Genomic DNA, 23685 nt, shown 5'->3' on the forward strand with positions numbered 1-23685 from the left:
CCATGACCCAAACCATCGAGCCGATCGTCAGGCGCAAGCTGTCCGACGAAGTCTTCGACCGGCTGGAGCGGATGATCACGTCGGGGGAACTGAAGCCGGGCGACGAGATGCCGTCGGAACGCGTGCTGATGGAGCGCTTCGGCGTCGGCCGCCCCGCCATCCGCGAGGCGATGCAGTCGCTCGCCAACAAGGGATTGCTCAGCATTTCCCACGGCGAGCGGGCGAAGGTCCTCCAGCTCACCGCGCAGTCGATCTTCCGCCAGGTCGACCTGACCGCGAAGATCATGCTGTCGCAGTCGGAGGATTCCCTCGAGCATCTGAAGAGCGCGCGCATATTCTTCGAGCGCGGTATGGCGCGCGAGGCGGCGCAACGCGCCCGCGCCGGCGACATCGACGACCTCGGCGCCATCATCGAGCGCCAGCGTCGCTCGCTCGGCGATGCGGAGGCCTTCATCGCCGCCGACATGCAGTTCCATACCCGCATCGCCCAGGTTTCCGGCAATCCGATCTACGTCGCCGTCAGCGAGGCCATGCTGGCCTGGCTGAAGGAGTACCATACGGAAATGCTGATCTGGACCGGCAAGGAGAAGTTCACGCTGGTGGAGCACGAGGAAATCCTCGACCGGCTGAGGAACCAGGATGCCGAGGGCGCGGAAGCGGCGATGCTGAAGCATCTCGAACGGTCGCGATCGCTCTACAACAGGTGACCCCACCACGTCCGCCTCGTGCACTCGACCGGCGCGGGGCCTCTCTTCCAATCGGATCTTCGACAGTTGCGAATGCGACGGTCGCGCGGTGAACCGCGTTTCCGCGAGGGCGATCCTGCGGTCGTCCCGGGTCGACGCCGATCACTGCCTGGATATGTCATGTTATAAAATAACTTTCCGGTTGACGGATGTAATACTATTACACTAAGCAGGTCGGGTCAGCCTTCGGAAGGAAGATCGATGACCTGCTCCCCCCATTCCGGGCCAGCCCGGACACCGGCCGTGCGTACCGGTCCTCTGCCGCCGCTGGCGGTCGCAACCGCAGCGGCGAGAGCACGATATCGATCGCGTGCAGAACGTGCAGGCGCCGATCTCTCGCGCTTGACGATAGGGCCGGCAAGCGTCTATCTGGAGGACGACGGTTCCCCGCCCACGAAGCGGAGGGGATTAATAGGGAACACGGTGCGGACGACCCAAGTCGGGACCAAAACCGTGGCTGCCCCCGCAACTGTAAGCGGATTGCCGTTCATCCTCGTGGCGCCACGGCGCCATGCCACTGCGCGCGGCGCGGGAAGGCAGATGAACGTCACAGATCCGCGAGCCAGGAGACCTGCCGTCAAGCATCGATCCAACGTCACGGGCGGGGAAGCCCGGAACAGGAGCATTTCATGACGACCATTGGCGCCCTGCTGAGCGTCTTCACGCTGCCTTTCCCGAGACCTGCCGATCTTCGAGCAACCGGACGAATTGAAGACCTTTCGGTTCTTCACCGCCGTCATTTCTAACCTTTTCGGGAAAAATCCATGACGATTTCATTCAAGCAACCGCTTTACGCGGGCATTGTCGCTTTGTGGCTGGCCGCATCGTTCTTCCATGGCGAGGCCCGCGCGGCGGAGACGACATATCCGTTGACGCTGCAGAACTGCGGACGTCCCGTCACCTTCGAAAGAGCACCGTCGCGTACCGTCTCGATCGGCCAGAGCAGCACCGAGATCCTCTACCTGCTGGGCCTTGCCGACAAGGTGGCGGGCACCGCGCTCTGGGTCGGCCCGGTGCTGAAGGGCTACGAGGACGTCAACGCCCGGATCGACAGGCTGGCAGACAATGATCCGAGTTTCGAGAGCGTGCTGGCCAGGAAACCGGACATCGTCACCGTGCAGTTCCAGTGGCAGATCGGCCCCGAGGGCGTGGTCGCCCGGCCGGAGCAGTTCGAAGAGCTCGGCATTGCCGTCTACACCTCGCCGTCCGATTGCGTCGGCAAGGAAAACTCCGCCGCCAGCGACGGCGTCCGCCACCAGGTCTTCACCATGGACCTGGTCTACCAGGAGATCCGCGAGCTCGCGCAGATCTACAATGTCCAGGACAGGGGCGAGGCCGTCGTCGCCGATCTGAAGCGGCGCGAAGCAGCCGCGCGCGCCAAGGTGAAGCCGGCCGAAGGCAAGCTCAAGGCCGTCTTCTGGTTTTCCAGCGCGGCCGATGCCGATCCCTATGTTGCCGGAAAGAACGGCGCGCCCGGCTACATCATGTCGGCGCTCGGCATCGAGAACATCATCAAGACCGACGACGAATGGCCGACCGTCGGTTGGGAGACGATTGCCAAGGCCGATCCCACGATCGTCGTCGCCGGTTCGATGGAGCGCCGCCGCTATCCGCTCGACAGTCTCGAGGCCAAGCTCGACTTCCTGAAGACTGATCCGGTCGCGAGCCTGATGCCGGCGGTCAAGAGCGGCCACGTCTTCGCCATGGACGCGCAGGCGATGAACCCGACGATCCGGACGATCGAGGGCATCGAGGCCCTGGCGGACGCCATCGCCGCTGCCGGCCTCGCCCAGTGAGCCGGGCGCTGACATCGGGCACGCGGATGGGCGCGGCGTTTGCCGCGCTCGCCGTCCTGCTGCTGGCGCTCTGGATGGGGGCGGCGATCGGCGAGACGGCGATCCCGTTTCGGACGGTCGCCCATACGGTGGCGAACCGGCTGTGGAGTGCCGGCTATCCGCTGGCGCCGATCGACGAGGGCATCATCTGGAGCTACCGGCTGAGCCGGGCGGTCGTGGCGGCGTCCTGCGGGGCAGCACTGGCGCTCTCCGGCGCGGTGCTGCAGTCGCTGCTGCGCAATCCGCTCGCCGATCCCTACATCCTCGGCATTTCCGCCGGTGCCTCGACGGGCGCGGTCGGCGTGGCGATCCTGGGCGTCGGCGCGGGCATGCTGACCCTGTCGCTCGGCGCCTTCCTCGGCGCGATCATCGCCTTTGCGCTCGTCAGCGTACTGGCGGTCAAGGCGGGACGCGGCACGGCGGCGATCATCCTTGCCGGCGTCGCGGGCTCGCAGCTCTTCAACGCGCTCACCTCCTTCATCGTCACCAAGGCGGCGACGGCGGAGCAGGCGCGCGGCATCATGTTCTGGCTGCTCGGAAACCTGTCGGGCGTGCGCTGGCCGGATGCCTGGCTGGCCGTGCCGGCCGCGCTCGCCGGCCTCGTCGTGTGCCTCTGGCATGCGCGCGCGCTGGACGCCTTCACCTTCGGCTCGGAATCGGCCGCCTCGCTCGGCATTTCCGTGCGGCGCACCTATCTCGCGCTCGTCGGAGTCTCGGCGATGATGACCGCGGTGATGGTCTCGATCGTCGGTTCGATCGGCTTCGTCGGCCTCGTCATCCCGCATGCGGCGCGACTGCTGGTCGGCGTCCGGCACGGCGTGCTGCTGCCGGCGGCGGCGCTCGCCGGTGCCGTCTTCATGATCGTCGCCGACATCCTGTCGCGCACCATCATTGCCGGCCAGGTGCTGCCGATCGGCGTGATCACGGCGCTGATCGGGGCGCCGGCCTTCGCGGTGATCCTTGCAAGAGGGAGGGGCAGGGCATGAGGCTTTCCGCCAGGTGCGTTTCGTGGTCGGCCGGCAGCGCCGATATTTTGAAGGATGTCTCGCTGGCGGTCGAGACGGGCGAGTTCCTCGGCATCATCGGGCCGAACGGCTCGGGCAAGACGAGCCTGATGTCGGTGCTGTCCGGCATCCGGAAGCCGAAATCGGGCGACGTGCTGCTGGACGACGTTCCGATCGGCGCGCTGGGGCGGCGCAAGCTGGCGCAGCGGCTGGCGCTGGTCGAACAGCAGGCCGAGACCGGCGAGCGCATCACCGCGCGCCAGGCGGTCGAGCTCGGCCGCACTCCCTATCTCGGCCCGTTGTCGCCGTGGTCGGCCGAAGATGACCGCATCGTCGACGCGGCGCTGGCGAGCGTCGACATGGGCCATCTTGCGGGCAGGCTCTGGCATACGCTGTCGGGCGGCGAGCGGCAGCGGCTGCACATTGCCCGCGCACTCGCCCAGCAGCCGCGGATCCTGCTCCTGGACGAGCCGACCAACCACCTCGATATCGGTCACCAGATCGGCCTTCTCGACCTGGTCCGGCGCCAGGGGCTGACGGTGGTGGCGGCCCTGCACGACCTCAACCATGCCGCCATGTTCTGCGACCGGATCGCGGTGATGCAGGGCGGAAGGCTTATCGCCCTGGGACGGCCGCGGGAGGTGCTGACGGTCGGGCGCATCCGCGAGGTCTTCGGCGTCGAGGTCGAGATCGGGCACGATCCCGACGGGAGCTGCCACATTCGCTTCCGCGCGAAAGGGACGCCGGCGCGGCCGCGCCCCGCTCCCACAGCAAGCCTCTCGGTCCTGGGGGCCTGACGCCGATGGATGTTCGAAACCACCACCTGAAGGAAGACATCCGCGAATACTGGTCGAAGCGGTCGGAGACGTTCGACCTGGCCTTCGGCCATCGCATTCCGCCGGGAGCGGAGTTCGAGGCCTGGGCGGCCGCGATCCGCGACGCGTTGGGGGCGGCGCCGCGCAGGGTCCTGGAACTGGCCTGCGGCACCGGCGAGGTCACCAATGTCCTGCTCTCGCTCGGTCATCAGGTGGTGGCCCTCGATTTCTCCGAGGCGATGCTGCAGGTCGCGCAGCGCAAGCACGCGGGAAACGACAGGGTGCGCTTCATCCTGGCCGACGCCGAAAACACGATGGAGCCGGATGCGGGCTACGATGCCGTCGTCTGCCGGCATCTCGTCTGGACCCTGACCGCGCCGGAGCAGGCGCTCGCCGACTGGTTCCGGCTGTTGAAGCCGGGCGGCAGGCTGCTCGCCTTCGACGGCAACTGGGCGCGACCGACGGCGATCGGGCGGCTGGCGCAGCGCGCGGTCGGAGCCCTCGAGCGCATCATCGGCCACGATCCCCACTACGACGGGGCGATGAGCGAGCGCCACCAGGCCATCATGAGGCGCCTGCCGTTCGGCGACGGGCTGACGGCCGAACGGCTCGTGCCGCTGGTGGCGGCCGCGGGCTTCGGCGATATCCGCGTGCTGTCGCATCGGCCGATCGCGTCCGCCCAGCGCCGGACGGCCGATCTCCGCAACAGGCTGCGGACGCTGTTCTACCGCCGCTTCGTCCTGACCGCCGCGCGGCCGACCGTACCGGACGCGAGGAAGCAGAGAGTGGGCGGCGCAGGCGCGGATCCCGTTTCCGACACAGGGAACGAAAGACGACCTTGAGCATTTCCTTCCCAGCTTCGGGAGGGAATGACAATCCAGATGCAAGACGATGCCACGCGTGCCGACGAACTGAGCGCGGATTCTCTGTGGACGACGCAGGGCGGCGGCGCATCGCCGGTCGTCGGCACGGCCATTCATGACGGCCATGCGGTGCGCCCGGACCTCCTTCACCGGATGCGGATTTCCGAGGACGGCCGGCTGCGCGAGGAGGATCCCTTCACGGGCACGATGATCCGCGACCTGCAGAACCGCATCGTCTTTCACCGCTCCCGCTTCGAGATCGACCTGAACAGGGCGCGCGACGGCGCCGTCTACCTCAGGCCGGAGCAGGCCTGGGGGATCGAGGTCTGGCGCGAGCAGCCGTCACCGGCGATGGTGGCCGAAAGCCTTGCGATCCACGATGCCTACTATGCGATGCTCGAGACCTACCTGCGCGAGATCGAGGAGCGGCACGGGCGTTTCGTCGTGCTCGACATCCACAGCTACAACCACCGCCGCGCCGGTCCCGACAAGGATCCGACGGATCCCGAGGCGGCCCCCGACATCAATATCGGCACCCATTCGATGGATCGGGAGCGCTGGGCGCCCGTCGTCGACGCCTTCCTCGACGTCGCCCGCAATTTCGATTTTCCGGGCAGGCGGCTGGACGTGCGCGAGAACGTGGCGTTCGAGGGGCGCGGCGAGCAGACGCGCTTCATCCATGAACGGTTCGCCGAGAACGGCTGCGCGCTGGCGGTGGAGTTCAAGAAGGTCTTCATGGACGAGTGGACCGGAATGCCCGACCCGCGCGCGATCGCAGCCCTGCGGGCGCTGGTCAAGGCGTCGGTGCCGGCGCTGGAAAGGGCGCTTCGGGAGGTCTCATGAACGCAGCGAGGACGGACACCGGGAAACGGCCGCCAAAGCAGGCCCCTGCGGTCGAGGACGCGCTGGCTGCGCTTGCGGCGGGCAGGTCCGTGCGCCAGGAGTTTCCGGGCGGGCGACTGCACATCGACCGGCCCCTGCCGTTCCTGTGCGTCCATGTGGGCGATCCCGACCATCATGCGGTGGCCCGCGAGATTGCGGCGGCGCACGCATCCTATCTGCTTGTCGCCAAGGTCGAGGATGCCGTGGCGATCATTCCGCCACTTGCCGATGCGTTGCGGGAGCGCTTCGGTACCTTCGTCCTGCTCGATGTCGACGAGCTGCAGCGGGATCGGCTGCTGTCGGAGGATGCCCCGTTCCTGCAACCCTTCGAGGTCAAGCTGTCAGCGACGGACGGCACATCTGCCACCGCCGCGATGATGGCCTTTGCCGGCGCCGTAGAGGCCTTCAAGGCGCGGTTTCGCACGCCGCGGGTCGAATGCCGCAAGGCGGCGGACGATCCTTGCGTCCGCGCGCCGTTGCTGGCGCTGCAGCTGCCGCTCCTCACCCTGCGCTTCGCCCCCATCCATCGCTCTCCGGGGTCGGACGCGATCTATCCGGAATTGCGCGACCGCATCGTCGACAACTTCCTCGATGCCGGCCTGCAGGCCTTCACGACGTTCCTCGCAGAAGAGGGCTTGCCGAAGCCCGCCACCCATCGGGCCCTGGGGCGCAAGGCCTTCATCGATGCCGTGGAACGCGCCGACCGCGGCATGGACGAGGTCGCCTCCAGCTTCGACTTCCTGCTCGCCGTCACCCCCATCAATGCGAGTGCGGCGTGGCAGGAGTTCAAGGCCGACCGCTACGACCGCCCGCCGCGGTTTCTCTACCGGCCGCTGGCGCTCCTGGTGGAGCGCGAGAAGCGGCGGCTCTATTCGATCGCGCTCGACCGGCTGGAGGATCCCGTCCTGCACCAGCTGTACCGCGAGAAGCAGCAGGAACTCGACCTGCAACTGACCCTGATCGGGCACCGCGAGAAGACCCGGTTCGTCGAGTTCGGCCGCGCCCTCTATGGTCCGGTTGAGCCGTCGCTGCGTGCCGTCGCGCTCGACGTGCTCGATCGCACCCGCGGCGCACGGCGCATGCCCTCGCTGGCGCAGGACGACCGGGAAACGGTGGACTGCGCCTTCGTCGAGGATCGCGCCCGCGCGATGATGTCGGCCTATCACCGGCGCTATGACGGGTTCGACGCGAAGATCGAGCTGCGCGACGACGTGCCGGCCGGCCTGATGGTGTCGGGCAGGCGGCTTCTCATCTCGCGCCGCACGCGCATGATGCGCCACCGGGTCGATGCGCTTCTCAGCCATGAGGTGGGCGTCCATCTGCTCACCTATTTCAACGGCTCCGCGCAGGGCCTGCGCGTCTTCCGCACCGGACTTGCCGGATATGAGGGCATGCAGGAGGGGCTTGCCGTCTTTGCCGAGTTCCTGGCCGGAGGCTTCACCTCGGAGCGGCTGCGCCTGCTCGCCGCCCGGGTGATCGGCTGCGAGCTGATGCTTTCGGGCGCCTCCTTCGTCGAGGCGTTCCGGGCGATGACGGACGAGCACGGGCTCGACGCCGAAACGGCCTTCGGGCTCTTGCTGCGCGTCTACCGCGGCGGCGGGCTTGCGAAGGATGCGATCTATCTTCGCGGGCTGCTGACGCTTCTGAGCCACCTGAAGGCCGGGGCGGCGCTCGATCCGTTCTGGATGGGCAAGATCTCGGCGGCCCACTTCGGCGTCATGGAGGAACTGGGCGCGCGCGGGCTTCTGAAGCCGCCGATCCTGCGGCCGCTCTGCCTCGACACCGACCGCGGTCGCGAGCGCCTGGCCAGGGCGCGCGCCGGCCTTTCCCCCCTTGCCATGCTCGAACCTTGAGGAGAGCACCATGCGGATTGCCTTTTTCGTCAATTCCATCGAGGGCGAGTCCCCGAACTACACCACGACGGGGCTCGCGCTCGCCGCCCTCGGCCGCGGCCACGACATCTGCTACCTGACGCCCGACGACTTCGTGCTGCGCGCCGATGACAGCCTCTGCGTGCGCGGTCGCACCCTGCCGTCCCGCCGCTACAAGAAGGTCGAAAGCCTCCATGCGGCGCTGCAGGGGGACGAGGCGACCGTCGAGACGTTGGACATCCGCGACATCGACGTGCTGTTCCTGCGCAACGATCCCTCGCTCGATGCGGACGCCCGGCCCTGGGCGGCGCATGTGGGGGCCATGTTCGGCCGGCTCGCGGCAGCGCGCGGCGTCGTCGTCGTCAACGACCCCGACGGTCTGTCGCTCGCGCAGAACAAGCTCTATTTCCAGGGCTTTCCGCAGGCCGTCCGGCCGGAGACGCTGATATCGAAGAGCATCGACGAGATCCGGGGCTTCCTCGACGCCCATCCCAAAGGCGCGATCATGAAGCCGCTGCAGGGCTCCGGCGGCAAGAACGTGTTCAAGATCGGTTCGCCCGACGAGACCAACCTCAACCAGATCTTCGAGGCGGTGAGCGGCGAAGGATACCTGATCGCGCAGAACTATCTGCCCGCGGCCACGGAGGGCGATATCCGCCTGTTCCTGATGAACGGCCGGCCGCTGGAACGGGACGGCAAGTATGCGGCGATCCGCAGGGTGCCGGCGAAGGGCGAGGTGCGCTCCAACATCCATGCGAGCGGCAAGGCCGTGGCCGTCGAGATCACGCCGGAGATCCTCGCCATCGCGGAGATGGTGCGGCCCAAGCTCGTCGAGGACGGCATGTTCCTGGTGGGCCTCGACATCGTCGGCGACAAGATCCTCGAGATCAACGTGTTCACGCCGGGCGGGCTGAACATCATGCATGATCTCTACGAGGTCGACTTCGCCGAAACGGTCATCCAGGCGCTGGAAGGAAAGGTCGCCCAGCGCGACGCCTATGCCGGCGCGATCGCCAACCGGACGCTCGCCACGCTCTAGGGACGGGCCGTTGCGACCCGAACCCTTCGGAGCAGGCGAGGGGGCGCGCCTTGTCGCGGCATAGCCTGACCGCCGCGGCCATCCACCCGATGCGATACCCATGGATCACCACGCGCCGTTGACGTAAGATTCGGCGGAGCGGGCTTGCGCGCCTCGCGGCACGGGACGAAGTGCCTGCACGGGGGCAGGGGGCCAGGCATGGACGTCGCATGGCGCAGCCGGCCGGCGGCGGCCGCCCGGTTGGGGCGGAGGCAGGCGAGCGGACCTATGCCGCGACCACAGGGAGCATGGATGAGCAACAGCTTTGGCCTGCCCATCTTCAGGGGACTGTCGGGATACAGGGCGGCCTGGGTGCGTGGCGACATCTCGGCGGGGCTCTCGATTGCGGCCGTCGGCCTGCCGAGCGCCATCGCCTATCCCGCCATCGCCGGGCTGCCGCCGGAGACGGGCATCTATGCGAGCATCGCCGCACCTTTGGCCTATGCCGTCTTCGGTGATTCCAGGCGCCTGATCGTCGGCCCCGATGCAGCCACGATGACGGTCCTTGCGGCAGCAATCGTGGCGATTGCCGCAGGCGTGCCCGCCTCCGCGGGGATCGACCCGGCGGGGATCGCGGCTGCCCTTTCCATCGGCGTCGGCGTCCTCTGCCTCATCGCCAGGGTGATGCGGCTCGGCGTGCTTGCGACCTTTCTCTCCCGCCCGATTCTCGCCGGCTTCTTCGCCGGCATCTCGGTGTCGATCCTGATCGGCCAGATCGGCCGCTTTACCGGCGTCAGGATCGAGGCAGACGGGTTGCTCGCGCCGCTGGTCGAACTCCTGCAGAAGCGGGACCTGATCCATTGGCCGACGGTGGCGCTGGCGCTTGCCATGTTCGCGCTCCTGCAGGTGGTCAAGGCCCTGCGCTTCCCGGTGCCCGGCCCGGTCGTCGTCGTCGCGGCCGCCGTGGCGCTGTCGGCCCTGTTCGATTTCAAGGGAATGGGCATTGCCGTCGTCGGCGACATTCCCACCGGCTTTCCCACCCTCGCCCTGCCGCCGCTCGCCAGCCTGCCGATCGACGGCTTCCTTCTCGGGGCCGCCTCGGTGTTCCTCGTCAGCTTCGGATCGGGCATCGTCGCAGCGCGCAGCTTCGGCGCCCGGATCGGCGAGGACGTGGATGCCAATGGGGAGCTGTCCGGCCTCGGCAGCGCCAATATCGCGAGCGGGCTCTTCGGGGCCTTTCCCGTCAGCTTTTCGGATTCCAGGACGGCGATCAATCTCTCCGTCGGCGGCCGGTCGCAACTCGCCGGCGTGGTGTCGGCGCTGGCGCTGATCGCGACGCTGCTGTTTCTCAACGATGCCCTGCGCATCCTGCCGGTGGCAGCGCTCGCGGCGATCCTGGCCGCGGCCGCGATCGGCCTCATCGACATCGCCGAACTGAAGCAGGTCTGGCGGATCAGCCGCATGGAATTCGTCTTCGCGCTGATCACCATGTGGGGGGCCATCAGCCTCGGCGTCCTCAACGGCGTCGTCATCGCGATTGCCGCGACCCTCGTCTACCTGCTCAGAAACATGATGTACCCGCGCGATGCCTTCCTCGGGCGCATTCCCGGCCGGGACGGTTTCTACAAGTTGCATCGCCGCGCCGACGCGCAGCCGGTGCCGGGCCTCGTCCTCTGGATGCTGGAGGGCAGCCTGCTGTTCTTCAACACGGATTACGTGCACGATCGCCTGCGCGCCATCATCGCGGAACTTCCCAAGGACACGCGCTGGTTCATCCTGGACGCAAGCGCCATCACCCAGATGGACAGCACCGCGACTGCGATGATGGACGAAATCCGGGAGGAGATGGCGGCCTGCGGCATCGAGCTCGGCCTCGTGGAGGTTCACGCGGAGGCGCGGGTGCTTCTCGAGCGGGCCGGCGTGATCGACAGGATCGGCGCCGGTCGGGTGTTCGACGATCTCGATGATGCGCTGCAGGCATTCGGGGACCAGGACATCAAGGACGGCGCCGCCGGACGCTGACAGGGCCTGCCCGGAGCGGAGTGGGGGTGGTCGCTGTCCGTCAGGGTGCGGCGTGCGGTCCGCCGGGGCTCGCCCCGGGATCTTCGACCGGCGGCTGCGGCCCGTCCGCCTGTCGGACCCAGGCGACCAGCAGGTCATAGAACACGCTGAGCACGATCGGCCCGAGGAACAGGCCGATCAGGCCGTAGGCGATCGTGCCGCCGATCACGCCGGTGAGGATCACCAGCATCGGTGTCGACAGGCCGCGCGAGACGAGGATCGGCTTCAGGATGTTGTCGATCACCGCGATCGGCACGAGCAGCAGGGTCAGGACCAGCGCCGTCCCGGCCGGCATGGACAGCCAGCCCCAGATGACGACGGGCAGCAGCACGAGGCCGGGGCCGAGCTGGATGATGCAGAGAATGAGGATGACGAAGGTCAGGATGGCGGTGGCGGGCACCTGAAAGGCATAGAGCACCATCCCGGCGAGGAGTGTCTGCAGCAGGGCGACGCCGATGACGCCGCTTGCGACGTTGCGGATCGTCGAGGTGGCAAGCCGGATGAAGCCGACGCCGCGATCGCCGGCGATCCGGTAGGCGAAGCGATCGGTGTTCTCCGCCAGCCGCGGGCCGGGCACCAAGAGAAAGCCCGAGACGATCACCGAGGCCATGAAGGCCAGGAGACCCATGCCGATGCTGGCGATCTTGCCGAGCACCGCGCCGCCGGCCTTGATCAGCGTCGGCTGGAAGCGATCGATGGTGTCCGTGAGGTTGGTGGTCGCGAGCGACCAGGCCCGATGCAGCTCCTCGCCGAAGACGGGCCATTCGCGGAGGCTGGCGGGCGGGGTCGGAAGATGCAGCGTGCCCGCCTCGAGGTCGCGCGCCAGGCGTTCCGAAGCCTCGAGAAAGCCGAGGCTCAGCGCCGCGAGCGGTCCCAGGATGATGGCGATGTTGAGCGCCGTCAGCATGATGGCGGCGAGCCGCTTGCTGCCGCCGAGCGCGACCGTGAGAGCCCGGTATGCCGGATAGAGCGCCACCGCCAGGATCGCCGCCCAGATGACGATGACGAGGAACGGCGCCACCAGCTTCAGCGACCAGTAGGCGAAGAGGCCGACGATGCCGAACCGGACGACGTTGGTGACCGTCGCTTCCATTCCCGCGTTGTCTTTCCGTGCAGCGGGAGCTTGGGACACGTGTTCGTCCATGCGCCTCCTCCAGGTCTCTGCATGCTGTCGAAAAACGTGCTCGCCGTGTGTCTTGCGCAGAAGCGGCGATCTTCGGGCCGCGGCCGGTCGGTCGGGGGGTGGTGATGACCTTCGAGGGAAATCCGCTTGCGTGTGCGCCCTGCCGCCAACCCTGAAAAAAATGATACCAACTATCCCTGTCCGGAGCGAGCGGATTGAACGAAGGGCTTGCTGCCTGGTTCCGACCGCCCGTATCCTGCACGGGCCATGGGGGCGATGCCGGATGCAGGAACAGGATGCCGATGCGGCGGAAAACCACGAAAGGGCACGCGACTGGGTCGTCGCGGTGCCGGTCACAGCCGCCCTTGCCGTGCTCGGCGACCGGGATCTGCTCGACCGGGCGGAGCGCCGGCAGGCCGCGACCTTCGTCCGGCAGGAGGACCGGGATCGCTACAGGGCCGCACACCTTGTGATGCGCCAGGCGCTCGGCGCATCCATGGGCCGCCACCCCGCGGGGCTGGCGTTCCGGCGGGAGCCGAACGGCAAGCCGGTGCTCGTCGATGCGCCGGGCGTCGACGTCAATCTCTCCCACAGCGGCGCCTGGATCGCCGTCGGGCTGTCCCGGTCCGGCCGGCTCGGCGTCGATGTGGAAGAGGACAGGCCGGAGGCGTTCTGGCGCGAGATGGCCGCGTCCTTCCTGTCTCCTGGCGAGATTGCCGCCACGACGCCGCCCGGCAGCGTGCAGTTCCTGAAATTGTGGACGGCGAAAGAGGCGGCCTTGAAGGCGGAAGGCAGCGGCCTGTCGATCGCGCCCGACCGGATCACGGTGGTCCACCGGCCGGACGGCTTCCGCGTTTGTCTACCCGCGGGCACCTATGACGGCGGCTGGCTGCGCCTCGACGACGCCCACATGCTGGCCGCGGCAACGGACGGCGCGCCCTTGCGGCTCCTGCTGTGCAGCGATCAGGCGGCGTTGCGGCAGGCCCTGCAGGACATCGCCGATGGCGCCATCGGCTGACGGCCGATGTTCCCGCCGGGTGCCCGCCGGGAAGGGGTGATCAGGCGGCTTCGACGTCCTGCTGCCGCAGGGCGTCCGGCTTGCCGTAGAGCCCGATATTCGCGTCCCCCCAGGCCTTCAGGGCCAGCAGGACCGGCTCCATGCTTCGCCCCAGCGCCGAGAGACTGTATTCCACCTTCGGCGGCACCTGGGCATAGACCTTGCGATCGACCAGCCCGTCCTGCTCGAGTTCGCGCAGTTGATTGGTCAGCATGCGCTGGGTCACGCCGGGAACCTGCCGGCGGATCTCGTTGAAGCGGAGCGTGCCGCCCAAGAGGTGAAACAGGATCACCGACTTCCACTTGCCGTCGATCAGCGCGATCGCCGCCTCGACGGAACAGCCGGGACTGCAATCGAAGCGCGTGTGACGGACCTTGGCCATAACAGTATCCTTTTGTGCACTATAGGCTTTGTTTGTGCGTATTGCGCTTGAAGAAGCATAGACCCATCCTTATGCCATATCAACTCATGCAAGGAGAACGTCATGAAAGCCGTCGCCTACAAGGTCGCAGGAGAGCTCGATCGGCAGGATGCGCTGGTGGATGTGGAACTGGAGAGGCCGGCCGCGACGGGCCGGGACATCCTGGTGGAGGTTTCCGCCGTGTCCGTCAATCCGGTCGACTACAAGGTCCGCAAGGGGGTCTCCGCCGAACCCGGCCAGTGGAAGGTTCTCGGCTGGGATGCGGTCGGCCGTGTGGTCGAGGCCGGCGAGAACGTCCGCTCGTTCAAGCCCGGCGATCGCGTCTTCTATGCCGGCTCGCTCATCCGCCAGGGCGCCAACAGCCAGTATCACCTGGTCGACGAGCGGCTCGTCGGGCACGCGCCGAAATCGCTGTCCGATGCCGAGGCGGCCGCGCTGCCGCTGACGGCGATCACGGCCTGGGAAATGCTGTTCGATCGTCTCGACATCCGCAAGCCCGTTGCCGGCGGCGCCCGGTCGATCCTCATCATCGGCGGCGCCGGCGGTGTTGGCTCGATCGCGATCCAGCTGGTGCGTGCCCTGACGGACCTGACCGTGATCGCCACGGCGTCCCGGCCGGAGACGCAGGCCTGGGTGCGGGAGCTCGGCGCCCACCATGTGGTCGACCACGGCAGGCCGCTGGCCGAGCAGGTCGAGGCGCTCGGCATCGGCGCGCCGTCCTACGTGTTCTCCACGACCGAGACGCATCGCCACCTCGCCGAGATCATCAAGCTGATCGCGCCGCAGGGGCGCTTCGGCCTGATCGACGATCCGCAGAGCCTCGACGTCACCGGCTTCAAGCGCAAGGCGGTGTCCATCCACTGGGAACTGATGTTCACCCGCTCGCTCTTCGAGACCGCCGACATGGACGAGCAGGGCAAGCTCTTGAACGAGGTCGCGCGCCTCGTCGATGGCGGGCAGATCAGGACGACCGTGACCGAGGTGCTGAGGCCGATCAACGCGGCGAACCTCAGGCAGGCGCATGCCGTCCTGGAAAGCGGCAAGGCCCGGGGCAAGATCGTCCTGGAAAGGTTCTGACCCTTAAGGAGGAGGGGCGGCCCGGTTGCACCGGCGTCCGCCCCTCCGGCTATCCCGGCGCCGATGGGCCGCACAGATCTGTCGGGCGTTTCCCCGTCTGACGCTCGGCGAGTGACGATCGCGCCTACTAAGCGTCCGGGATATATGAATAACTTCGTATGTCTTACAGTTGAAACGAGCTGAATTAGCGGCTAGGCTTGGTACATAGTCGGAGCAAATGCACGTCCCGGATCTGTCGCGACCTTCGCGGCAAGAGTATTAGGCCAGCCGAACGGCTCTCCACGAGAAGAACGATCGGCATCAATATTGCATCGCAAAAGTCCACTCGAATGGGTGATTCTTCAGCCGCGGAGTGTCGATCTTGTCAGAAGCGAACAGCAGCCATTTCGATCTTGCAGCCCTCGAACGCGGTTTGGACAAGCGTTAACTGAGGCGGGGAGGCCCGTCGTTCCGACGGCGCCGCATCAACAATCGTTCTCAGGAGGAAACACACTCTCCACCCTGGCGGCTGGTGCCGCTCAAATCACCACCGAGCCCTCCGCGAACCATCGTTCCAGGATGAAGTTGGACGTCATGCGAATGGGAGTTCTGTCATGCGTGCAGACAATCGAGTGAGCATATCGTCAGCCTCTGAGACCGTCTTCAATCCCGCCCTCCTGCGTTCGCGCCGGCCGGAAGCCAGGGCCGTGCCGGTGCCGGAGCATGTCGCCGGCGGAGCGGCGTCCCCCGCGCTTTCCGCCTACACCTTCTCCACCGAGGAGGTTCCGGTCGCCGACCGCTTCGATGCCTGGCGCCGCAGCTTTGCGCCGATGGTCGACCTGACGCGGGATGCGAAGGGGGACTTCCGCGGCAGCCAGGTCCTCTGGGACCTCGGCGGGATCGGCTTTTCCCGCATCAGGACGCAAGCGCTGCGGTTCTCCAGCCGCCCCGCCCATCTCCAGTGCCATCCGCTCGACCACTGGGTGATGACGTTGCTGCTCAGCGGCCAGTGCACCACGACGACGGCGCGCACCACGTTCCAGGCGCGTCCGGGCATCGTGCAGATCCATGCGCTGGGCCGGCCGTTTCACGGCACGCTTTCGGACAGCGAGATGCTGATGCTCTGGGTGCCGCGGGATTTCTGCCGCGACCTGGCGCGCACGCTGGATGCCGCGGAGTTCACGACGCTGGACACCGCCATGGGGCGCATGTTCACGAGCTTCATGATCGGTCTCGCCCATCAGCTCGCCTGCATGCGGGTCGATGAGCTGCCGAGACTGATGTCGGCCACCCGCGACATGATCCTGGCCTGCGTGCCCCCGCCGCGCGATCGCGCCGAGGAGAGAGGCGATGCGATCTCGGGCGGCCTGCAGGAGCGGGCACGGCAGTTCGTCCAGATGAACCTGTTCAACCCACGCCTGAGCGCGAAACTTCTGATGCGCGAGCTGGCCGTTTCGCGCACCCGGCTCTACCGGCTGTTCGAACCGGTGGGCGGCGTCAACCGCTACATCCAGCACCGGCGCCTGCTCGACGCCCATTCCGCCTTGGCGAACCCGAACGAGCAGCGCCGCATCCTGGAGATCGCCGAACAGCGCTGCTTCGACAGCGCCGATTTCAGCCGGGCCTTCAAGCGCGAATTCGGCTACAGCCCCAGCGAGGTCCGCAAGGGCATGCGGATCGGCTCGCCGCGCTATGCCGAGACAGACCTGTCCAGCCTGCCGCCGGAAGACCGGCTCGGCGCGCTCCTGTGGAGGCTGCAGACCGGGGCGAAGCCCGATGTTGCCCCCTGCAGCATGACCTGAGAGGGCGGCCGCCGCCGGCTTTCCGCGCGCGGTCCGGATGGCGCCTGCGACCGGCGTGACAGGGGCGCCGGTCCATTCCAAGACGGCTGGATCGCCGAGGCGCCCGTCATGCCGGTGACGGCGCAGGCTCCTTTTCGCCGGCGGCGGCCGGTTGCGTCTTCGCCTCCGGAGGGACGCGGAACCAGACCACGTAGAGCGCCGGAAGGAAGATCAGCGTCAGCACGGCCGCCACGATCAGGCCGCCGATCACGGTGAAGGCGAGCGGCTTCCAGAAGGGATCGCGCACGATCGGCAGCATGCCGAGGATGGTTGAGCCGGCGGTCAGGAAGATCGGGCGGACGCGGTTTGCGGTCGCATCGATGACGCTCTCCCAGTTCTTGCCCTTCTCCGCGATCCGCTTGTCGATCTGGTCGATGAGCACGACCGAGTTGCGGATGATCATGCCGATCAGCGCGATCATGCCGAGGACGGCGATGAAGCCGACCGGCGTATTGGTGATCAGCATGATCGCCACCACGCCGATCAGCCCGAGCGGCACGACGCTGAGCACCAGCAGCAGGCGATTGACGCTCTGGAGCTGGAACATCAGGATGACGACCATGATGATCGCCATGATCGGCAGCATGGCGGTCACCGAGGCCATGCCGGTCTCCGCTCCCTCCACCGATCCGCCGATCTCGATCTTGTAGCTCGGATTGTCCAGGCGCAGCTGCGCGATCCGCGGTTCGGCCTCCTCGACCACCGAGGCTGCGAGCACGCCTTCGGTCATGTCGGCCTGGACGGTGATGGTGGTGACGCGATCGCGCCGCCAGATCAGCGGCTGGGTCGTGCGGTATTCGATCGTGGCGATGCTTGCCAGCGGCACGGTGCGGTTGGGGCCGATCGGGATCTGCAGCGACCGCAGCGTCTCGATGTTGGCGCGCTCCTCCGGCGCCGAGCGCGCCACGACGTTGACGAGGTAGATGGAGTCCCGCACCTGGGTGATCGGCAGGCCGGAGGTGGTGGCGAAGAGCGATTGCCCGATGGCAGCCGAGTTCAGCCCGACGAGACGGGCGCGATCCTGGTCGACATCGATCACGACCTTGCGGATCGGCTCGTTCCAGTCGAGGTTCGGGGTGATGACGCCGCGGACGTCGCCGATCACGTCGGCCACCTTCCAGGCGAGATCGCGCACGCCTGCGACATCGGGCCCGCTGATGCGATACTGTACCGGCCAGCCGACCGGCGGCCCCATCTCCAGCGGCGAGAGCCGCGCGACGACGTTGGGGAATTTCTCGTCCAGCTCCGTCTGCAGGCGGGCCTGCAGGGCATCGCGGCCCTCGACGCTGCTGGCGATGATGACGGCCTGCGCCCGGAACGGCGCCGGCGGCTGGATATCCATCGGCAGGTAGAAGCGGATCGCATCCGAGCCGACATAGAAGCTCCAGTCGACCACGTCCTCATCCGCGGCGAGGATCTCCTCGACCTCGCGCGCCGTCGCTTCGGTCGCATGGATGGAGGCGTTCTGCGGAAGCACCAGCTGCAGCATGAGTTCAGGGCGGTCGGACGGCGGGAAGAACTGCCGTTTCATCAGCCCGGAGGCCAGTAGCGAAACCACGAACAGGCCGACGGTCGCGGCGATCACGACGAAGCGCATCTGCACGCAAGTGTGCAACAGGCGGCGGAAGGTTGCGATCAGCGCGCTTTCCGGCTTGCGGTCCGCGGGCGTGCCCGACTTCAGGACTGCAAGCCCGATGATCGGCATCAGGAGCACCGCGATCAGCCACGAGATGATCAGCGCATAGGCGATGACGAGGAACAGCGAACGGGCATATTCGCCGGAGACGCTCTGGGCGAAGCCGACCGGAATGAAGCCGGCGATGGTCACGAGCGTGCCGGCGAGCATCGGAAAGGCCGTCGAGGTATAGGCGAAGGAGGCGGCCTGGACCCGTTCCATCCCTTCCTCGAGCTTGGCCAGCATGATCTCGACGGCGACCATGGCATCGTCGATCATCAGCGTCAGTGCGATGATCAGCGCGCCGAGCGAGACGCGCTGCAGGGCGATCCCGGTCATCTCCATCATCAGGAAGGTCATGGCCATCACCAGCGGGATGGAGACGGCGACCACGAGGCCGGCGCGCAGGCCGAGCGCGACGAGGCTGCAGCCGAGCACGATCAGGATCGCCTGCATCAAGGAGACGGTGAAGCCGCGGATCGCATTGGTGACGACCGCCGGCTGGCTTGCGACCTGCACCATCTCGATGCCGATCGGCAGGTCGTGCTGGAAACGCGCCATCACGGTGTCGATGTTGCGGCCGAGCGCGAGGATGTCGCCCCCGCTGGCCATCGACACGGCGATGCCGATCGCCGGCTTGCCCTTGACGCGGAACATCGGCTGCGGCGGGTCGACGGTGCCGCGCACCACGGTGGCGATGTCGCCGAGGCGGACGAAGCCGGACGAGGTCGGAATGTTCAGGTTGCGGATGTCGTTCTCGTCCTTCAGGTCGCCTGTGACCTCGAGCACCGTGCGGTCGGCATCCGTCGTCACCATGCCGGCGGGCAGGACGGCGTTCTGCGCCTGTATCGTCGCAATGATCGTGCTGCCGCTCAAGCCCAGGCTGGCCAGCCGTTGCGTCGAGAATTCGATGAAGATCGTCTCGTCCTGGGTGCCGAGCATCTCGACCTTGCCGATGTTTTCCACCTGCAGCAGGCGATTGCGCGCCTCGTAGGCCCAGTCGCGCAGCTCCCGGTCGCTGAAATCCTCCGACGTCAGCCCGTAGATGATGCCGAAGGTGTCGCCGAACTCGTCGTTGAAGAACGGGCCGACGACGCCGGCAGGCAGCGTATGGCGGATATCGCCGACCGTCTTGCGGACCTGGTACCAGACATCGGCGACCTCGGCCGGCGGGGTGGAATCCTCCAGCACCACATAGATGACCGACTGGCCGGCCGTCGTCAGGCTGCGCAAGGAATCGAAGAACGGCACCTGCTGCAGCGCGCGCTCCAGCCGGTCGGTCACCTGGTCGCTCTGCTGCTCGATCGTCGCCCCCGGCCAGGCCGCGGTGACGAGCATGGTCTTGACCGTGAAATCCGGATCCTCGCTGCGGCCGAGGTTCCAGAAGGACAGCGCGCCGGCGATCGCGCCGAGCAGCATCAGGAAGATGATCAGGCCCTGGCGCCGGATCGCCCATTCGGAGAGGTTGAAGCCGCCGCTCATTCGAGGCTTCCTTCGAGCAGGCGTACCGGCATGCCCGGCCGCAACTGCTGGGCGCCGGCGACGACGACGTGATCGCCGTCGGCGACGCCGGTCGTGACCAGGAAGTCCTGCGTCTCGAAACGAAGGACCGTCACCGGCACGAGCTTGGTCGTGCTGCTGCCCGGATCGACGATCCAGACCGCCGAGCCGCTGCCCTGGTTGAACAGCGCCGTCATCGGCAGGCGGGCCACGGGATCGCCCGCCTGGCGGACGCTGCCGCGCACGGCGCTGCCGAACCTGAAGTCCTCCGGCGGATTGTCGAGCGCGACGCGGATGGTGAAATTGCGGGTGATCGGATCGGCCACCGGCGAGATCTCGCGCACCCGCCCGCCCGCCGTGCTCTGCGGATTGCTGAGCAGGCGGACCTCGATCCGCATGTCGCGGCTCGCCGACTGGATCGCGCTCTCCGGCACCTGGAAGACGGCGTCCTTCTCCTCCATCCGTGCGACCCGCACCACCATCTGGCCGGCGCCGACGTTCTGGCCCGTCTCGGCGCCGACGGCGGTGACGACGCCGTCGGCGTTCGCCTTCACCGTGCGGTTGTCCAGGTTGTTGTTGGCGACGCGGAGCGCGGCATTGGCCGCGTCCACGCTCGCCTGCGCGGTCGTCGCCTGGGCGATCGCGGCGTCGAGCGCCTGCCGGGTTGCCGTTCGCGGGTAGAGCGATTGCAGCCGGTCGCGGTTCATGACCGCGTTGTCCAGGTTCGCCCGGGCGGCGAAGACGTTGGCCTCGGCCTTGCGGACGGCGTCCTGCTGGTCCTCGGAATCGAGCTGGGCCAGCACGTCGCCGGCCTTGACGAGATCGCCGACGTCGACGGTCCGCTCGCGCACCTCGCCGCCCTGGCGGAAGCTGAAGTTGGTCTCGAACCGCGGCTGGACCTCGCCGACGAGGGAGCCGAACGTATCATCCGGGTTGAAGGACACTGTGACCGTCTTGACGGGGCGCGGCGGCAGCTCCGCCTGCTCGTCCTCGCCCTGGCAGGCAGAGAGCAACAGCAGCGCTGCGGCGAGCGACAGGCCGCGCAGCAGGGCACTTCTCGATGCGGAAAGCTTCGGCGTCATCGGGGCCTCATCTGGACGGGAGGGGCTGCGCGCGGCGGCTGTCCGCGCGCAGGCTTGCGGGCGTCGTCAGTAGTCGACCGCGTCGCGGATGATCGGGCAGGTCATGCAGTGGCCGCCGCCGCGGCCGCGGCCCAGCTCGGCGCCGGTGATCGTGATCACCTCGATGCCTTCCTTGCGCAGCAGCGTGTTGGTGTAGGTGTTGCGGTCATAGGCATAGACGACGCCCGGCGCGGCGCAGACGAGGTTGGCGCCGCTGTCCCACTGGGTGCGCTCGCGCATGTAGTCGTTGCCGCCGGTCTCGACCACCCGCATCTTCTTCAGGCCGAGGGCGTCGCGCACCGTCTCGACGAAGGTGCCCTTGTCCTTGTGCAGCTCGACCCCGCCCTTGCCGTTCGGGCGGTAGGAGAAGGCCTCGATGCCGTTGACGATGTCGGGATAGAGCAGCACGCAGTCGCGGTCGGCGAAGGTGAAGACGGTGTCGAGATGCATGGCCGCGCGCAGCTTCGGCATGGCGGCGACGATGACGCGCTCGGCCGCACCCTTCTCGAACAGGGCGGCTGCGACCTGGCTGATCGCCTGGCGCGAGGTGCGCTCGCTCATGCCGATCAGGACGTTGCCCTTGCCGATCGGCATGACGTCGCCGCCCTCGAACGTCGCAAGGCCCCAGTCCTTCGTCGGGTCGCCCCACCAGACGTTGACCTTGCCGGCGAAGTCGGGATGGAACTTGTAGATCGAGGAGGTGAGGATCGTCTCCTCGTGCCGCGCCGGCCAGTAGAGCGAGTTCAGCGTCACCCCGCCATAGATCCAGCAGGTGGTGTCGCGCGTGTAGAGCGTGTTCGGCAGCGGCGGCAGCAGGTACTCGTTGACGCCCGCCGCATCGCGGATCAGCGCCAGCTGCTCGCCGCCGATCGCCTCGGGGAACTCGAAGGTCGACAGCCCGCCGATCAGCGTCTCGGCGAGCTCGCGGTTCGACAGGCCCTCCAGATAGGAGCGGACCTCGTCGAGAAGGCCGAGGCCGATCTGGTTGGGGGCGACCTGGTTGTCGAGGATCCATTTCTTGGCTTCGGGGATCGCCACCGTTTCGGCCAGCAGATTGTGCATCTCCACGACCTCGACGCCGCGGTCGCGCATCTTGGTCATGAAGTCGAAATGGTCGCGCTTGGCATTGTCGACCCAGAGCACGTCGTCGAACAGCAGCGCGTCGCAATTGCTGGGCGTGAGGCGCTGGTGCGCGCGCCCCGGGGCGCAGACCATGACCTTGCGCAACTGGCCGACTTCGGAATGGACGCCGAATGGAGTGTCTTGTGTCATGACGCTTCCGCCTTTCCGTTCAAGGTGTGATGGTGCCGGTGACCAGGCCGTAGAAGCCGATCAGGCCGGCGACGACCGTGACTGCGAACACGATGAGTTCTATCGGGGTGAACAGCTGCAGCTTCTGCTCGCGGCGCGCCCAGACGTAGAGAATGGTGCCGGGCACGAACAGCACCGCGACGAGCAGCACGTATTTGAGGCCCGCGGCAATGAACATGAAGATCGTGTAGACGACCGCGATCCAGGCGAAGACCTGGTCCCGGCCGCGCTCGTCGGGCGTGGTCTCGTAGCCGACGCCGCTGCGGGCGAGCAGCACACCGTAGCCGGCGACGAGCAGATAGGGCAGCAGCGAGGTGACGCTGGTCATGTCGAGCATGAAGTTGAACGCGTCCCGCGACCAGTAGGTGGAGATCACGAACAGCGACACGACGATGTTGGTCAGCCAGAGCGCGTTGGCCGGCACCCGGTTGTTGTTCTGTGCGGCGAAGAGCTTCGGCATGTCCTCGGACTTGGCCGCGGCAAAGAGGACTTCGGCGCAGATCAGCGACCAGGCGAGATAGGCGCCCAGGACCGACACCAGGACGCCGATGGAGATGAAGACGGCGCCCCAATGGCCGACCACCGCCTCGAGTACGGTGGCGAGCGACGGCTGCTGGACGGCCGCGATCGTCGACTGGGGCAGCGCCGCATAGGGCAGGAGCGTGACCGCGACCATCAGCCCGGTGACGCCGACGAAGCCCAGGATCGTCGCCGTGCCGACATCGGAACGCTTCTGGGCGAACCGCGAATAGACGCTCGCGCCTTCGATGCCGATGAACACGAACACGGTGATCAGCATGGTGTCGCGCACCTGCGCGATCAGCGGTTTTGCGGGCATGTCCGGGCCGCCGAAGAAGTTTTCGGCGAATTGCGCATAGTTGAAGACGAAGGCCAGTGCCAGGATGAACACGATGATCGGCACGATCTTGGCGATCGTGACGATCGTGTTGATGAACGCCGCCTGCTCGACGCCGCGCAGGATCATGAAGTGGAACGCCCAGATGCCGATCAGCGATACGATGATCGCAATGGTGCTGCTGCCGTCGCCGAAGATCTCGGGAAAGAACCGCCCGAGCGTCGAGCCGATCAGCACCCAGTAGAAGACGTTGCCGAGGCAGCTGCCGAGCCAGTATCCGAAGGCCGACAGAAAGCCCATGTAGTTGCCGAAGCCGGCCTTGGCGTAGGCGAACACGCCCGAATCGATGTCAGGCCGCTTTTCCGCAAGCGCCTGGAAGACGCGCGCCAGCATGTACATGCCGGTGCCGGCGATGGCCCAGGCGATCAGGGCGCCGAACGGGCCGGTGGCCGCCCCGAACCGCCCGGGCAGGTTGAAGATGCCGGCGCCGACCATGGAGCCCACGACCATGGCCGTGAGCGCGAAAAGCGAGAGTTTCTGCGTCGATTGCGATGCCATGATTCCCCCGATAAGTGCCTCAATTGTCCCGATGTTTCTGCTCAGGACCGGTGCGCTCGCTGAAATTAATA

At 67.2% G+C, this 23685-nt stretch carries 17 protein-coding genes, 1 pseudogene and 1 riboswitch; of the genes and pseudogenes, 12 read left to right on the forward strand and 6 right to left on the reverse strand.

All coding sequences use genetic code 11. The features are described 5' to 3' along the window. Positions 1–2 precede the first annotated feature (2 nt). The 9 genes and pseudogenes from P0086_RS10240 to P0086_RS10280 all read left to right on the forward strand — a co-directional run bounded on the left by P0086_RS10240 (position 3) and on the right by P0086_RS10280 (position 11056). Entirely contained in the window at positions 3–707 is a 705-nt protein-coding gene (locus P0086_RS10240; RefSeq protein WP_275785277.1) for a transcriptional regulator NanR, read from the forward strand. Between the two features lie 402 nt (positions 708–1109). After that, a riboswitch (cobalamin riboswitch) is annotated at positions 1110–1340 on the forward strand. A 170-nt stretch (positions 1341–1510) separates the two neighbouring features. After that, positions 1511–2542 (forward strand): ABC transporter substrate-binding protein, encoded by a 1032-nt coding sequence (locus tag P0086_RS10245; RefSeq protein ID WP_275785119.1) that lies wholly within the window; start codon positions 1511–1513, stop codon positions 2540–2542. Between the two features lie 26 nt (positions 2543–2568). Then, complete coding sequence (locus P0086_RS10250) at positions 2569–3567, forward strand: iron ABC transporter permease (protein WP_275785279.1); 999 nt, start codon at positions 2569–2571, stop codon at positions 3565–3567. Next, positions 3564–4382: an ABC transporter ATP-binding protein gene (locus P0086_RS10255; protein WP_275785121.1), complete on the forward strand. Its 819-nt coding sequence runs from the start codon at positions 3564–3566 to the stop codon at positions 4380–4382. Before P0086_RS10250 ends, P0086_RS10255 begins: the two co-directional genes overlap by 4 nt. A gap of 5 nt (positions 4383–4387) precedes the next feature. Beyond that, a pseudogene (locus P0086_RS10260) lies at positions 4388–5161 on the forward strand (class I SAM-dependent methyltransferase); the annotation flags it as partial. A 120-nt stretch (positions 5162–5281) separates the two neighbouring features. Next, positions 5282–6106: an N-formylglutamate amidohydrolase gene (locus tag P0086_RS10265; protein ID WP_275785124.1), complete on the forward strand. Its 825-nt coding sequence runs from the start codon at positions 5282–5284 to the stop codon at positions 6104–6106. Next, positions 6103–7998 (forward strand): flavohemoglobin expression-modulating QEGLA motif protein, encoded by a 1896-nt coding sequence (locus P0086_RS10270; protein WP_275785127.1) that lies wholly within the window; start codon positions 6103–6105, stop codon positions 7996–7998. The genes P0086_RS10265 and P0086_RS10270 overlap by 4 nt, the downstream gene beginning before the upstream one ends. Positions 7999–8008: 10 nt before the next feature. Then, positions 8009–9055 carry a glutathione synthase gene (locus tag P0086_RS10275; protein ID WP_275785128.1) on the forward strand — a complete coding sequence of 349 codons (1047 nt, stop codon included), beginning with the start codon at positions 8009–8011 and terminating at the stop codon, positions 9053–9055. 291 nt (positions 9056–9346) lie between these two features. Further along, a complete protein-coding gene (locus P0086_RS10280) occupies positions 9347–11056 on the forward strand; it encodes a SulP family inorganic anion transporter (protein WP_275785130.1) in 1710 nt (569 codons plus the stop codon). Between the two features lie 40 nt (positions 11057–11096). Here P0086_RS10280 and P0086_RS10285 read toward each other — a convergent pair whose 3' ends face one another. Then, positions 11097–12188, reverse strand: a complete 1092-nt coding sequence (locus tag P0086_RS10285) for an AI-2E family transporter (RefSeq protein WP_275785133.1) — start codon at positions 12186–12188, stop codon at positions 11097–11099. A 313-nt stretch (positions 12189–12501) separates the two neighbouring features. Between P0086_RS10285 and P0086_RS10290 the strand changes: the two genes are divergently transcribed. Continuing rightward, complete coding sequence (locus tag P0086_RS10290) at positions 12502–13236, forward strand: 4'-phosphopantetheinyl transferase superfamily protein (RefSeq protein WP_275785136.1); 735 nt, start codon at positions 12502–12504, stop codon at positions 13234–13236. Positions 13237–13276: 40 nt separating this feature from the next. Here the strand turns inward: P0086_RS10290 and P0086_RS10295 are convergent, their stop codons facing one another. Beyond that, positions 13277–13657, reverse strand: coding sequence for a helix-turn-helix domain-containing protein (locus tag P0086_RS10295; RefSeq protein ID WP_112607497.1), 381 nt, complete (start codon positions 13655–13657; stop codon positions 13277–13279). Between the two features lie 102 nt (positions 13658–13759). On the opposite strand from P0086_RS10295, the gene P0086_RS10300 reads away from it, so the two are divergent. Both P0086_RS10300 and P0086_RS10305 read left to right on the forward strand, forming a co-directional pair. Beyond that, entirely contained in the window at positions 13760–14773 is a 1014-nt protein-coding gene (locus P0086_RS10300; protein WP_275785138.1) for a zinc-binding alcohol dehydrogenase family protein, read from the forward strand. Between the two features lie 611 nt (positions 14774–15384). Beyond that, a complete protein-coding gene (locus tag P0086_RS10305) occupies positions 15385–16554 on the forward strand; it encodes a helix-turn-helix domain-containing protein (RefSeq protein ID WP_275785140.1) in 1170 nt (389 codons plus the stop codon). A gap of 106 nt (positions 16555–16660) precedes the next feature. Here the strand turns inward: P0086_RS10305 and P0086_RS10310 are convergent, their stop codons facing one another. The 4 genes from P0086_RS10310 to P0086_RS10325 all read right to left on the reverse strand — a co-directional run bounded on the left by P0086_RS10310 (position 16661) and on the right by P0086_RS10325 (position 23614). Next, complete coding sequence (locus P0086_RS10310; protein ID WP_275785142.1) at positions 16661–19750, reverse strand: efflux RND transporter permease subunit; 3090 nt, start codon at positions 19748–19750, stop codon at positions 16661–16663. After that, positions 19747–20850 (reverse strand): efflux RND transporter periplasmic adaptor subunit, encoded by a 1104-nt coding sequence (locus tag P0086_RS10315; protein WP_148150733.1) that lies wholly within the window; start codon positions 20848–20850, stop codon positions 19747–19749. Before P0086_RS10315 ends, P0086_RS10310 begins: the two co-directional genes overlap by 4 nt. 66 nt (positions 20851–20916) lie before the next feature. After that, entirely contained in the window at positions 20917–22161 is a 1245-nt protein-coding gene (locus tag P0086_RS10320; RefSeq protein ID WP_275785146.1) for an arginine deiminase, read from the reverse strand. A gap of 19 nt (positions 22162–22180) precedes the next feature. After that, complete coding sequence (locus P0086_RS10325; RefSeq protein ID WP_148190907.1) at positions 22181–23614, reverse strand: basic amino acid/polyamine antiporter; 1434 nt, start codon at positions 23612–23614, stop codon at positions 22181–22183. Positions 23615–23685 lie beyond the last annotated feature (71 nt).

Source organism: Mycoplana sp. MJR14, assembly GCF_029210525.1.
GTDB lineage: Bacteria > Pseudomonadota > Alphaproteobacteria > Rhizobiales > Rhizobiaceae > Mycoplana.